Raw genomic sequence first — 12938 nt, 5'->3', positions numbered from 1 at the left:
TAAGAACTCAACTTTCGCACACAGAAATATTTAAGCATTGCTTGATATAATTAGGTATAGTGGCCAACCATTTATTCATTTGATTTTTAAAGATGTCCATGTTCAAAGAAACCTCGGCTTCCGCCAAAGTTTGGAAAAGGTCAATAAGTGATTGAAGGGCAGTAATAAAATCTATGTCTTTTACATCTTCGCAAAGGATGTAAAAAAGGTTGCCAATCGTCTTAGGATCCTCCTCTTTTCGCATTTGCCAAGCAATGAGAATATATCGTGTAAAAACAATGGTTGTATGGCTAATTAACATGTCGTAGGAACGTCCCTGGAATTCTTTCTCTAAATTTAAAAGGGATTTATTGCATTTGAAGAAGACTTCAATGTCCCAACGCATGCCGTAAATACGAATGATCTCTTCATTTTCTAATGTTGTATCTGTGCTGAGAATGGCAAGCCATTCGCTCCGTTTATTACGGTTTCGTACAAATAGAATTTTTACTGGAATTCCATTGTCTAAAGTAGCATAAACGGATCCGAGAATGTCTTTTTTACCCATGTGAGGTTTTGCCAATTTGTAAAGTTGATTCAGTGTGAAACGTTCACCATTGTAAACGTATCGCTGCTTTAATTGCTTCACCATGCCAATGACAAATAACCCTTTGTTCGTAATCTTCTCAATTAAAGGCGCTTGTGTAAACCAGGAATCCATGAGAACATAGTCAGCTATAATCCCTTTTTCAAGCGCATGATCAAGTAAAGCTGAAGCCACGTCCGGTTTTGATTTCAGAGCTTCCTGGCGACGCTTATAGCCAGATGTTCGTTTATCAATATTGGTATTGATTTCTTGCAGGCGATTTTCCTTTTTCGGTGAACTTAGAAGAGCAAAATCAACGGGAATAAAAGTAAAACTATCGGTCCAGCCAAGGGTAAGCATTTGAAACCCTTTCAAGTACTGATGGGTAGAGTGATCAAAAACCTTAGCCAACAGTTCAACCGACTTACTACGGTTTCGTGAAAAGACAGAATCATCAATCACAAAAGCTGTGACACGATCTTTTGAAGTTAATGGTTGAAGCAGACGGATCATTTCACTGCTTAATGAAAGCAGAAACTTTCTCCAATGATAGGTTGGTGTATTTAAAAAGCGATAGACTGTATCCTTTCCGGGCAGATCCTGAGATCGTTTACTCATAAAAGCACGAAACCAGTTCTTATATTGGAAGACTAAAAGAAAAATCAGTTTGAAAACAGTAAGACAAGAATACCCGGAAAGTTTCGTAATATTCGCTTTTCTTAAATGATATCCAATATTTAATTCGGAAAATCCTTGTTTAATTTCTTTTGGTAATTGCGCAAAGTAGTCTTTATTCGTTATCATAGTGGTGACACCTTTCTTTTGGATTTGGTTTCGTCACCAATATTTTACCAAAAGAATAGGTGTCTTTCTTTATGTTTTAAAAAATGTCAAATGATAATTTTGTACTTCCCAAAACCATTTACATCAAGCATTTAAACAAGATTTTGGACTGCGAAAGCTGAGTTAAGAAGAATAAAAAAATAAAAAAAGAAACATACTCTTCTTAAGACTAGAAGGGAGAGTATGATGATGGGTGGATGGACCATTCCGACAATTATTGTAGGCTTAATTATTGTTGGTGTTTCGTATGTCATGACTGTAAGTGTCATGAAGAAAACAGAAGAGCGAGCTTCCGCTATGGATACACCTATTAGTAAAACTGTTCGAGAACATCCAATTTTAATGAATCCAATCATTATTATGTACATTATTTTCGGTATATTTACTGGTATCATGATTTTTTACTATTGGGCAAAATCTGCTTCTTATTAAAACAAAAAATCCTTCAACCCAAAAATTCATGTGTCATTGTCATGGTCATAAAACTGTCAAATATGATATGATAGTGGTAACTGGGTCCTCATGGAAGGGGTTGAAGGATTTGATTTCAACAAAGACAAGAGCCTTTTTGGAAACGCCGATTAGTGATTTTATTATTCCGGCAGAAAAAGTAGCTCATGTTTTAGTTGGAAATAGTGCTGAACATGCATTGTTAGTTCTTACTAAAACAGGTTATTCTCAAGTACCGGTATTGGATACGAAGTTTCGAATTCATGGTTTGGTAAGTTCAAAGATGATTACCGAATCAATACTTGGGTTAGAGCGGATTGAGTATGAAAAATTAGCTCATATTAAAGTTGATGACTGCATGGATCGAAACGTCACATATTTAAAAATGGATGATACGATTCAAAGGGCATTAGATTTAGTCATAAACCATGCCTTTTTATGCGTTGTAGATCATGAAGGCACTTTTGCAGGGATATTAACGAGAAGAGTGATTTTAAAGCAATTAAAAAAATATATTTATCAAGTATTAGATTATTAATTGAACAATCATCGGCAAAATCCATGGATGAAAAGGATTTTGTCGATTTTTATTGAATTTTTATGTATCGTATTTTTTTGGAGTGATTGGATGACAACGACAGAAGCAGAAATTATAAAAATATTAGCGGAAGAACGAAATATGCGCAAGGCAGCAGAACGGCTATTTATTACACAACCAGCGTTATCTCAACGATTGCAATCGATTGAAAAATATTGGGGTACTCAATTATTCATTCGTTCCCAAAAGGGATTGATGCCTACACCTGCCGGAGAATTAGTTATTCAATATGCAATTGAGACATTGCAAAAAAAAGAAGAAGTTTTTGAAAGGATTCAAGCTCTAGATTCAAAAGTGCATGGTACATTAAAAATCGCTTGTGCCTCCATCGTTGGAATTAACTGGTTACCAAAAGTGTTAAAAGAATTTGTCACAACTTATCCAGATGTTAAAATTTCATTAATTACCGGTTGGAGTTCTGAAATTGTGAAAGCTCTTTATGATGGGGAAGCCCAAGTTGGTATTGTCAGAGGCCAGTCAGAGTGGAAAGGGAAAAAGATGCACTTATTCCGCGATACAATGTATCTAGTAGATAAAGAAATTGAAAGATTAGAAGAAATTTTAACGACGGAACGGCCATTTATTCAATTTAAAAGCGATTCGAATTATTATCAAGAAATTCAAGTTTGGTGGCAAGGACACTTTGCATCTAGCCCTAAAAGACAAATCATTGTAGATCAAATTGAAACATGTAAGCAAATGGCGCTCAATGGTATTGGATATGCGATTTTACCTTCTATTACATTGAATGGAGGAGAAAATGTAAATAAAATTGCATTAACATCTGGAGATACAGATATTGGGCTAACTCGGGATACTTGGCTGATTGGTTATGAATCCTCCTTCCGATTACGTCAAGTGGAAGCTTTTGTTGAAGTAGTGAAAAAACATGCTGATTCAGTAGATGAGTCCCAATGATAGTTTATTGATGAAAAACAATGGCGAAATATGAACAATAGTATGTATTTGAAAAACGAATCCTCAATAAACAAATAAAGAGCGAATGGAACGATTTTATTCCATGCGCTCTTTTTCTATTAATATTCTTCATTTGCTTTCAATAATTGTGGTGCTTTTTTCATTGTCCAAAGGTGAGCTAATATGTAACAGGCAAATAAGATGAATGCACCAAGAATAAATGGTGAAGATAATTTCCATTCAAGCATTATTCCTGCGAGGGCGGGACCAACCATATTACCTAAACTCATATATGCATTATTCATTCCAGCGGCAAAACCTTGCTCAGCCCCCGCCAATTTCGAAATTAATGTGTTGACTGCTGGCCGAATAAAAGTTGTGGCAATTTGGAAAATAGATGTAATGGTAATAATAATGAAAAATCCTTTTATATACACCATACCAACCATGGAAAGGGCAGCAATAATCAAATTGACTAATATAACTTTCATCTCACCGAATCGTTTAAATAGCTGGTCGACAATATATACTTGTAAAATTACACCAAGAAAACCCCCGATTATCATAACGATAGCGATATCCATAGGCGTATAGCCAAATTTATAAGTTAAGTACATAGACAACGTCGATTGGAAATTTGCGATACCAAAACTAAAAACAAAGACGACTAATAACATGACGAAGTAGGGCGTATGAAGGGAACGTAATAATTGTTGAAAGATGTTATCTTTCCCTTTTGTTATTAATCGTTCTTTCTGTTGTTGTTTAATATTCGGTAAGACGATAAAAGAAACGATAGCTGCTATTAAAGCAACGATCCCTCCAAAATAAAAGGGAAAATGCAAATTCACTTTAGCTAAAAATCCACCAATCCCTGGCCCAATCATAAATCCAAGAGATATGGCTGCTCCGAGAAATCCCATTCCTTTTCCCCGTTCTTCCACTGTTGTAATATCCGCTACATAGGCCATCACCGGTGGCATGATGAAGGCAGCGCCAGCTCCTGACAAGAAACGGGCAAAAAACAGCATCCAAATTGCTTTTGCTATCCCAAAGAAGATTTGTGAAAATCCAAAAATGATTAATCCCAAAATGACAAAGAATTTTCGTCCATATAAATCCGATAAATTCCCCGCAATCGGCGAAAAAATAAATTGGGCAAAGGCAAAATCAGCAACTAAAAATCCGAGGATGGTACCCCCAACTCCAAAAAGATCCAGGTAGGAAGGTAACACCGGAACCACCATTCCAATGCCTCCCATTGTAATGAATAAGTTAAACATTAACATAAACATGACCAACTTTTTCTTTCTCTGTGACATTCCGATCACCTTCCATTTAATTCAAAAAACTTACTATGAAATAATGAACTATTTTATCATATTACAATAAGGAAAATATAGGAGAAAGAATTTTAATCAATCGATTATTTTAACAATCTGCTATATAAATATAAAGCAATCACTGCATCTGCCTCCTCTGAACACCGTAGTTAAAATTGCTAAGCATGATATTTACAACAGAAAACAGTAAAATTTTAAATGGTCCATCCAATTGTGAAGGTGGACAAATTATTATTTATAACCTTTTGGCATTTTACTTCCTTACTTAATTTAAAAGGGGGATTTTATGATTATACGATTATTAAATAACAATGAAAATCCGCCAATGGATTTGTTGTTATTGGCGGATCCTTCTGTGGACAATGTGGAAGAATATTTAAAAAGAGGTGAATGCTATGTTGCGGAAATGAATCATCAAATTGTAGGAGTTTATGTCCTGCTTGCGACAAGACCCAAAACGATGGAAGCCGTGAATGTTGCTGTTGCTGAAAACTATCAAGGAAAAGGAATAGGAAAACTTTTGGTTATGCATGCAGTGAATACAGCAAAAGAAAAAGGTTTTAAAACAATTGAAATGGGAACCGGAAACTCAAGCATCTCCCAACTAGCTCTTTATCAAAAATGCGGTTTTCGAATTACCGGTATCGACAGAGATTATTTTATAAGGCACTACGATATAGAGATTTTTGAAAATGGCATTCAATGCAGGGATATGATTCGGCTATCCCAAGAATTATAGAATGATTATGAGAAGAAAAAGATTATATTAATAAAACCCTGAAAAAGAAAAAATAGAGAGTTTCTTAAAAAGAAACTCTCAATCATTCATTTTGTCATTGACAAAAGAGCTACCTGATGGACATTTTAAATTCCAAAAAGTATTCGTTATATTTTCCTAGCCATTCTAAGCCTAAATTTTCATATACTTCTAACCGATCTTTTATTTCTTCAGGAGGGTAGAAACGTTCATCGTTAATAATTTCCGGATCCATTATTTCCAATGCGGCTTTGTTCGGTGTAGAGTATCCGACATATTCGGCATTTTGAGCAGCCACTTCAGGATCCAGCATGAAGTTGATGAAAGCATGTGCACCATCAATATTTTTTGCTGTTTTCGGAATGACAAAGTTATCAAACCATAAATTTGATCCTTCCTGTGGTACTGCATAATCTAATTCTTCATTTTCTGACATCATATCAGCTGCTGATCCCGACCATGTGAGGGCAACAGCTGCTTCATTATTAATCATTAAAGGTATGATTTCATCACCAATGATCCCTTTAATATTTGGAGAAAGGGTGACGAGTTTATCAGTTACTTGACGCAACAATTTCTCATCTTTTGCATTTAACGATTGGCCAATGGAGTTTAAACCCATTCCCATTACTTCGCGGGCACTATCCACTAAAAATACTTTTCTTTTCAGGGAAGGATCCCATAAATCGTTCCATGATTCAAAAGTGATATGATCTGGAATTAAATTTGGATTAAAGACAATGCCAACTGTACCCCAGAAATATGGTATAGAATACTTGTTTTTCGGATCAAAAGGTAAGTCTAAATAATAGGGATCAATATATTGTAAATTCGGTATTTTTGAATGATCAATTGGGTGGAGTAAATCTTCTTCAATCATCATCTCAATAGTATATTCAGATGGGATGGCGATGTCATATGTTGTTCCACCTTGTTGGATTTTTGTCAGCATTGCTTCGTTGGAATCAAAGGTTTCATAAATGACCTTAATTCCAGTTTCTTCAGTAAATTGTTTTAATAAATCTGGGTTGATATAGTCTCCCCAGTTGTAAATGGTAATCGTGTCTTTACTTCCTTTGCCACCGGAAGCTTCCAATTGATCAGCAACGAAGTAAAGCCCCGCACTTAGTAGCAAAATAGCGATACTTAAGTTAATTAATGATTTCATAATCGTCCTAACCCCCCGTTAGCAAGCTTCGTGCGGCGGGTTACGAAATAGTAACCAATTACAATAAGAACCGTCACGACAAAGATAATTCCTGAAAGGGCATTAATTGTTAATGAAATGCCAACGCGAGCAATGGAATAAATTTCTACAGATAATGTAGAGAATCCGTTTCCGGTTACGAAAAACGTAACAGCGAAATCATCTAATGAATAGGTGAGTGCCATAAAGAAGCCTGCAAAAATGCCAGGTTTAATGTAAGGGACGATTACACGGTATAAAACATCCCGTTTAGTGGCACCTAAATCTTGTGCTGCATCAATTAAATTGGGATTCATTTCTAATAACTTCGGCAATACCATTAAAACAACAATCGGAATACTAAAAGCAATATGTGAGATTAGGACTGACGTAAATCCGAGTTTTACTCCAATCATCGTAAAGAGAATTAAAAAGCTTGCACCAATCACTACATCTGGGCTTACAATCATAATATTATTTAATGAAAGCAACGTATTTCGCATTTTTCGGTTTTTTATTGACACAATTCCAATGGCCCCTAAAGTACCGAGAATCGTAGAAATTAAACTAGATAACAGGGCGATGATGATTGTGTTAATTAATATGACTAACAACCGAGAATCTTCAAAAACAGCTTGATAATGTTCCATTGTAAACGACTCAAAATTATGCATGGAACCACCGCTATTGAATGAGTAGAAAATTAAATAGAAGATCGGCGCGTATAATATGATGAATACAACGGCGACATATATTTTTGCTGGTGTAGATAATCTATTCATTACACGCGACCTCCTTTTGCTTTTCTACCAGTGAATAACATACTTACTAACATAATTAATACAAGGAATACGGCAATTGTTGAACCCATTCCCCAGTTTTGGGCAACGAGGAATTGCTGTTCAATAGCTGTCCCTAATGTAATCACTTGATTTCCTGCAATTAAGCGAGTAATCATGAAGAGTGATAATGCAGGAATAAATGTAACTTGAATTCCCGACTTCACGCCTTCGATTGTTAATGGCCAAATTACTCGGCGGAATGTAGTAAAAGGTGATGCACCTAAATCTCTTGCTGCATCCACTAATGTTGGATTTAACTTATCTAAGGAGTTAAAAATCGGAATAATCATAAATGGAATAAAGATATAAACAGACACAAATATAAAACTAAAATCAGTGAATAAAATTTGTTGTGGCTCAATTCCAAATACGCTGACTACTGCGTTAATCGGTCCATATAAACCAAATATTCCGATGAAAGCATAAGTTTTTAAAAGTAAATTAATCCATGATGGAATAATGATAAACATGAGCCAAAGATATTTGTGTTTCGTTTTCGTTAAAATAAATGCCATCGGATAAGAAATAAGCAATGTAAAGAAAGTTATGATGACAGCGTAAAAAAAGCTAGTAAGTGTCATCTGGATATAAACAGGCGAAAAGAATCGTTTATAGTTTTCCAATGTGAAATTGCCGTTTAAATCTAGCATGGAATAATAAACGATTAAGGCAATTGGTGCAATGACAAAGAAAGCAATCCAAAGGAGATAGGGAATGAGCGGCCCTTTTGCTACACGATCACGCATTGTTACCCTCTCCATATGATTCTAATCGTTTATCAAATTCTTCTTCCGTCTCATTTAAACGCATTACATGGATTGCTTCCGGATCAAAGTTTAAGCCGATTTCTTCGCCAACTTCTGCCTTTTTCAAAGAATGAACGAGCCATTCATTACCGTCTTTATCATAAGTCGATAACTCGTAATGCACACCGCGGAACAATTGAGTATCGACTGTTACAACAAGTTTTCCTTTGTCCACTGATGTAATTTCCAAATCTTCAGGTCGGATGACAATATCTACTTTTTCATTTGGTTTCATGCCTTTATCAACACAATCAAAAACTCTTCCGGCAAATTGCACTTTGTAATCTTCTAACATAATGCCTTCAACGATATTTGATTCTCCTATAAAATCCGCTACGAATCGGTTGATTGGTTCATCGTATATGTCAACAGGGGAACCTGATTGTTGAATTTCACCATCGTTTAATACAAAAATTTCATCGGACATCGCTAAGGCTTCTTCTTGGTCGTGAGTGACAAAAACAAAGGTTTTTCCAAGTCGCTGCTGTAATTCTCTGAGTTCGTATTGCATTTCAGAACGTAATTTTAAGTCAAGGGCAGATAGTGGCTCATCTAGCAAAATCACTTCTGGATTATTGACAATTGCTCGTGCAATGGCTACACGTTGTCGCTGACCACCTGACATCTCAGAAATTTCACGGCTTTCAAACCCTTCCAAATTGACAAATTTCAGCGCTTCCATAACACGCTCTTTAATTTCGCTTTCTTTTATCTTTTTTATGCGCAATCCGAATGCGACATTTTCAAAGACATTTAAATGTGGAAATAGCGCATAGTCTTGAAATACTGTATTTACTTGTCGTTGGTGAGCAGGAACGTTGTTGATTTTTTTTCCATTAAAATAGACGTTTCCGCTAGAAGGCTCTGTAAAACCCGCAATTATTCTAAGAATCGTTGTTTTTCCACAACCTGATGGTCCAAGTAAGGTATAAAACTTTCCTTTCTCTAATTCAAAGTTTATGTTTTTTAATACTACTGTCCCATCGTCATAAGATTTTGATACATTTTCAAATTGAATAATTGTGTTACTCATATCCAAGCCTCCTAAACACTATAGATAAGATTCTGTTGCTACAAGAAGCAATTGTGACTCACCATCATTGGCATTAAATATTTGGTGATTGCTTGAAGCTTCATAATAGATTGAATTTCCTTCACTGGCGATGTATTCTTCTTCCCCTAAAACAACTCGAATCCGACCCTTTAATACATAAATAAATGTTTCAGCTAGAGAAGGTTCGAATTGTTTATATTCGCCACCCTTTTGAAATGTAATGATGACCGGTTCCATTTCTTTATCATTGGAAGTCGGTATAAGCCATTTGATTTCATATTTTTTTTCATCATCTATATAAGAGGTTTGGTCTTCCTCGCTGTAAACCACTTTTTGTTCTTCAAAATCATCATCAAAAAATTCTTTAGGGGTGGAACCTAATACTTCTAAAATGGTAAAAAGCGTGTCGATGGAAGGGGAGTTTAAATCGCGTTCAAGTTGTGAAATGTAACCCTTAGTTAAGTCCGTTCTTTCTCCGAGCTCTTCTTGAGTTAACCCTTTCTTAATGCGCAATGCTTTAATTTTCTTTCCGATTTGCATAGATAAAACTCCTCTTTTTCGACAAGTAGTTTATTTTTTCTAAACTTTTTGTAAGAAAGTTTACTTTTACAAAACTTTTAGTTTACAATTACAGATAATGATTATACCTAATTTTAATTGGAATGCAACAATTTTTTATAAAATTTTCATATTTATATAAAGAAAAAATGCAATATTTTTTTAACTTTTCAGTAAGATATTAGGAAGCGTTTTACCCAAAATAATTGAAAATACGGAATGCATTTGTTAACGTAAAAAAGGAAAGTATTACCTTCATTTTGGCGGTTAGGGGGAATCTCACATGGCAGAATGTTTAGTGAATAAACAGGCTCCGTTATTTGAATTGAATGCAGTAATGCCGGATAAGACCTTTGGAAAAGTTGCTTTAGAAGATATCATGAATGAAGGGAAATGGACTGTTCTATTTTTTTATCCAATGGATTTTACTTTTGTATGTCCCACGGAAATTACAGCATTGAGCGATCGCTATGATGAGTTTGAAGAATTAAATGCAGTAGTAATCGGTGTGTCGACAGATTCAATATATACTCATTTAGCATGGATCAATACAGAACGGACGAAAAATGGTATTGGACAACTAAATTATCCTTTAGCTTCAGATCACAATCACGTAGTTTCAAGGAAGTTTGGTGTTTTAATAGAAGAGGAAGGGGTAGCGCTTCGCGGATTATTTATTATCAGTCCAGATGGTGAGATTCAATATCAAGTCATACATCACAATAATATTGGTCGGGATGTTGATGAAGTATTGCGCGTATTACAGGCTCTTCAAACGGGCGGATTATGCCCAGCCAATTGGCGACCTGGTCAATCTACATTATGATTTTACAGAGGCATGAGAGATATCTTTAAGGGGGAAAGTTGATGAAATTGCGTTCACCATTACCAGAATTGGATGGTGCAACAATATGGATTAATGGGAAAGTGCGAAAAGAAGAATTATTAGGGGAAAAACTCACGTTAATCCACTTTTGGTCAGTCAGCTGCTATTTATGCAAAGAAGCTATGCCCGATTTTAATCGATTTCGAGAAAAGTATAAAGATTACTTGAGTGTCGTAGCAGTGCATATGCCTCGTTCAAAAGAAGATACGGATATCGAAACAATTAAACAAGTAGCGGAAAAGTTAAATATGACACAGCCTATATTTGTAGATAATGATTTAGTATTATCGGATTTATTTGAAAATGAATATGTGCCTTCCTATTATTTGTTTGACCGCTCCGGTTTTTTGCGGCACTATCAAGCTGGTGGAAAAGGAATGAACATGTTAGAACAGCGGGTAAACAGGATTATAGAGGGAAAATAAAAGGAAAAGTTGAGGCTGTTCAGAAAGTCGAACACTTTCTGAACAGCCTTACTTCTTATAGTAATATTCTCTTAAAAACTTTGCTCCTGCGGTGGTCACGTCAAACGCGCCTCCTCGTCGCAATTTAGCCGCGGCTAAGCATGTGCGACAGCCTTAATTTATCTGCGGTGAAAGCACTAGGGACAGACGCAATGTATCTGCGCCGAAAGCTCTAGCGACAGCCGCAATGTATCTGCGGCTAAGCATGTGCGACAGCCGCCCCCAGCTTTTTGTGCGCCCGGCATGTACATGAACGATAGGGTGTAAGTCCCGAACCCCGAAGACAGAAGTAGAGGTTAGCTCAACGAAAGGGTGTCCGTGGTGACGCGGAATCTGAAGGAAGCTGGAGGCAAAACACCGGTCCGAGGAACACGAACCTCATATAAGGCTAGGTATGATTGAGTGAGTTTGCAAAACAAAACAAAGCTCTTTCTGTCGAAGGTCATATCGAGTAAATGAGGCGGATAGATGGTGTGAAAGTGCATGTACTTACCCGGGGAGGTCTGGCGGATATGTGAAGTACGCTTCATAACCTACTTAGTGATAAGTAGCTGAACCGTCAGAAGTCAGCAAAGGTCATAGTATTAGTTGGTTTAGAACTACTAAGAAGGACCGAACAATTAAGAGAGAATAGCCCTTGGCATTCAGTGAGTCATGATGAACACAGAAAACGTAGTACCTCACTTGAGGAAGGAAGCGGTGAATCCCGTGGGGGACCTCTTGGAGGGTGGAGTGACCACTGGCATAAAGAGAACAGCTATTCACGGAAGTTATATAAAGACTTGCGTCAATCATCTTAATTGAACCGCCGTATACGGAACCGTACGTACGGTGGTGTGAGAGGACGGGAGCTAATCGCTCCCTCCTACTCGATTTGTATCATGATTGTTTCAAAAGAATTGTTTTTTGGAAAGAAAAGCTTCATCAAGGCTTCATGAAATATATCACTTATTATGTCATCGCCCGATTGACGAAGCGGTTAATATCCACTACAGCTCCGATGACAAGCAATATATCGTCTAATAATATTTTTTCATCGGCACTAGGAGAAATGATGATTTGTTCCCCTCGTTTAATCCCGATAATGTTAATTCCGTAATTCGCACGAATATCTAAATCTTTAATAGAATATCCAGCAATGCGATGGTTTGATTTAATTTCCATAATGGAGTGCTCATCGGATAATTCTAAATAATCAAGGACATTGGACGACATTATGTTATTGGCAATGCGAATACCCATATCCCGTTCTGGGTGTACGATTAAATCCGCCCCTATTTTTTGTAATACTTTTGCGTGATAATCGTTTTGCGCTTTCACAGTAACTTGGGGTACACCTAATTCTTTTATAATTAATGTCGTGAGTATGCTTGCTTGAATATCGTCTCCAATGGCCACAATCACATGTTCAAAGTTTTGGATACCGAGTGATTTTAATGCTTCTTCATCTGTGGAATCTGCAATCACCGCATGGGTAGCAATTTTAGAAAATTCTTCCACTCTATCAGATGAAGAGTCAATTGCCATCACATCTGCTCCAAGTCGAACTAATTCCCGGCAGACACTTCCTCCAAATCGTCCCAATCCAATAACTACAAAGTCTTTTCTCATTTGTTACCTCCGTACATGCATCGATGACATTATTTTAGCTTATTATTTCGAAATCCA

Annotated in this window: 14 protein-coding genes; 6 read left to right on the top strand and 8 right to left on the bottom strand. The window is 36.4% G+C overall.

Annotated elements, in window-relative coordinates:
• Positions 1–7: 7 nt before the first annotated feature.
• Positions 8–1369, bottom strand: a complete 1362-nt coding sequence (locus NSU17_RS03830; protein ID WP_328101957.1) for an IS4 family transposase — start codon at positions 1367–1369, stop codon at positions 8–10.
• 225 nt (positions 1370–1594) lie between these two features.
• On the opposite strand from NSU17_RS03830, the gene NSU17_RS03825 reads away from it, so the two are divergent.
• The 3 genes from NSU17_RS03825 (at position 1595) to NSU17_RS03815 (ending at position 3374) form a co-directional block, all read left to right on the top strand.
• Positions 1595–1840 (top strand): short-chain dehydrogenase, encoded by a 246-nt coding sequence (locus tag NSU17_RS03825; RefSeq protein ID WP_247595868.1) that lies wholly within the window; start codon positions 1595–1597, stop codon positions 1838–1840.
• A 109-nt stretch (positions 1841–1949) separates the two neighbouring features.
• On the top strand, positions 1950–2396 hold the full coding sequence (gene cbpB / locus NSU17_RS03820) for a cyclic-di-AMP-binding protein CbpB (RefSeq protein ID WP_340436285.1): 447 nt from the start codon (positions 1950–1952) through the stop codon (positions 2394–2396).
• 90 nt (positions 2397–2486) lie between these two features.
• Positions 2487–3374, top strand: a complete 888-nt coding sequence (locus NSU17_RS03815) for a LysR family transcriptional regulator (protein WP_340436287.1) — start codon at positions 2487–2489, stop codon at positions 3372–3374.
• Positions 3375–3493: 119 nt separating this feature from the next.
• Here NSU17_RS03815 and NSU17_RS03810 read toward each other — a convergent pair whose 3' ends face one another.
• Complete coding sequence (locus tag NSU17_RS03810) at positions 3494–4696, bottom strand: MFS transporter (RefSeq protein WP_096550549.1); 1203 nt, start codon at positions 4694–4696, stop codon at positions 3494–3496.
• Between the two features lie 307 nt (positions 4697–5003).
• On the opposite strand from NSU17_RS03810, the gene NSU17_RS03805 reads away from it, so the two are divergent.
• Positions 5004–5456, top strand: coding sequence for a GNAT family N-acetyltransferase (locus tag NSU17_RS03805; RefSeq protein ID WP_340436289.1), 453 nt, complete (start codon positions 5004–5006; stop codon positions 5454–5456).
• A 109-nt stretch (positions 5457–5565) separates the two neighbouring features.
• Here NSU17_RS03805 and NSU17_RS03800 read toward each other — a convergent pair whose 3' ends face one another.
• The 5 genes from NSU17_RS03800 to NSU17_RS03780 are packed head-to-tail and all read right to left on the bottom strand — an operon-like array spanning position 5566 to position 9902.
• Positions 5566–6642 (bottom strand): ABC transporter substrate-binding protein, encoded by a 1077-nt coding sequence (locus NSU17_RS03800; RefSeq protein WP_340704315.1) that lies wholly within the window; start codon positions 6640–6642, stop codon positions 5566–5568.
• A complete protein-coding gene (locus NSU17_RS03795) occupies positions 6639–7442 on the bottom strand; it encodes an ABC transporter permease (protein WP_340704314.1) in 804 nt (267 codons plus the stop codon). Before NSU17_RS03795 ends, NSU17_RS03800 begins: the two co-directional genes overlap by 4 nt.
• The gene (locus tag NSU17_RS03790) at positions 7442–8248 is read right to left on the bottom strand and encodes an ABC transporter permease (RefSeq protein ID WP_016838280.1); all 807 of its coding nucleotides are present in this window, start codon (positions 8246–8248) and stop codon (positions 7442–7444) included. Before NSU17_RS03790 ends, NSU17_RS03795 begins: the two co-directional genes overlap by 1 nt.
• Positions 8241–9341: an ABC transporter ATP-binding protein gene (locus tag NSU17_RS03785; RefSeq protein WP_096550552.1), complete on the bottom strand. Its 1101-nt coding sequence runs from the start codon at positions 9339–9341 to the stop codon at positions 8241–8243. The genes NSU17_RS03790 and NSU17_RS03785 overlap by 8 nt, the downstream gene beginning before the upstream one ends.
• Positions 9342–9359: 18 nt before the next feature.
• Positions 9360–9902, bottom strand: coding sequence for a helix-turn-helix domain-containing protein (locus NSU17_RS03780; protein WP_016838282.1), 543 nt, complete (start codon positions 9900–9902; stop codon positions 9360–9362).
• Positions 9903–10203: 301 nt separating this feature from the next.
• On the opposite strand from NSU17_RS03780, the gene NSU17_RS03775 reads away from it, so the two are divergent.
• Positions 10204–10746, top strand: a complete 543-nt coding sequence (locus NSU17_RS03775) for a peroxiredoxin (RefSeq protein ID WP_096550554.1) — start codon at positions 10204–10206, stop codon at positions 10744–10746.
• A gap of 41 nt (positions 10747–10787) precedes the next feature.
• Entirely contained in the window at positions 10788–11231 is a 444-nt protein-coding gene (locus tag NSU17_RS03770) for a TlpA family protein disulfide reductase (RefSeq protein WP_340436301.1), read from the top strand.
• Between the two features lie 990 nt (positions 11232–12221).
• On the opposite strand, the gene NSU17_RS03765 is transcribed toward NSU17_RS03770, so the two are convergent.
• Positions 12222–12881: a potassium channel family protein gene (locus tag NSU17_RS03765; RefSeq protein WP_340704313.1), complete on the bottom strand. Its 660-nt coding sequence runs from the start codon at positions 12879–12881 to the stop codon at positions 12222–12224.
• Positions 12882–12938: the final 57 nt, after the last annotated feature.

The sequence above is a fragment of the Ureibacillus sp. FSL K6-2830 genome (genome assembly GCF_038004145.1).
In the GTDB taxonomy this organism is placed as follows: Bacteria; Bacillota; Bacilli; order Bacillales_A; family Planococcaceae; genus Ureibacillus; species Ureibacillus thermosphaericus.
This window is presented reverse-complemented; position numbering and strand designations above follow the sequence as displayed.

Excerpts from the sequence above, each read along its gene's own strand:
- NSU17_RS03770 (WP_340436301.1), top strand. The coding sequence starts at position 10,788 with ATGAAATTGCGTTCACCATTACCAGAATTGGATGGTGCAACAATATGG.
- NSU17_RS03765 (WP_340704313.1), bottom strand. The coding sequence starts at position 12,881 with ATGAGAAAAGACTTTGTAGTTATTGGATTGGGACGATTTGGAGGAAGT.
- NSU17_RS03830 (WP_328101957.1), bottom strand. The coding sequence starts at position 1,369 with ATGATAACGAATAAAGACTACTTTGCGCAATTACCAAAAGAAATTAAA.
- NSU17_RS03785 (WP_096550552.1), bottom strand. The coding sequence starts at position 9,341 with ATGAGTAACACAATTATTCAATTTGAAAATGTATCAAAATCTTATGAC.
- NSU17_RS03805 (WP_340436289.1), top strand. The coding sequence starts at position 5,004 with ATGATTATACGATTATTAAATAACAATGAAAATCCGCCAATGGATTTG.
- NSU17_RS03810 (WP_096550549.1), bottom strand. The coding sequence starts at position 4,696 with ATGTCACAGAGAAAGAAAAAGTTGGTCATGTTTATGTTAATGTTTAAC.
- NSU17_RS03815 (WP_340436287.1), top strand. The coding sequence starts at position 2,487 with ATGACAACGACAGAAGCAGAAATTATAAAAATATTAGCGGAAGAACGA.
- NSU17_RS03780 (WP_016838282.1), bottom strand. The coding sequence starts at position 9,902 with ATGCAAATCGGAAAGAAAATTAAAGCATTGCGCATTAAGAAAGGGTTA.
- NSU17_RS03775 (WP_096550554.1), top strand. The coding sequence starts at position 10,204 with ATGGCAGAATGTTTAGTGAATAAACAGGCTCCGTTATTTGAATTGAAT.
- NSU17_RS03790 (WP_016838280.1), bottom strand. The coding sequence starts at position 8,248 with ATGCGTGATCGTGTAGCAAAAGGGCCGCTCATTCCCTATCTCCTTTGG.
- NSU17_RS03795 (WP_340704314.1), bottom strand. The coding sequence starts at position 7,442 with ATGAATAGATTATCTACACCAGCAAAAATATATGTCGCCGTTGTATTC.
- NSU17_RS03800 (WP_340704315.1), bottom strand. The coding sequence starts at position 6,642 with ATGAAATCATTAATTAACTTAAGTATCGCTATTTTGCTACTAAGTGCG.
- NSU17_RS03825 (WP_247595868.1), top strand. The coding sequence starts at position 1,595 with ATGATGGGTGGATGGACCATTCCGACAATTATTGTAGGCTTAATTATT.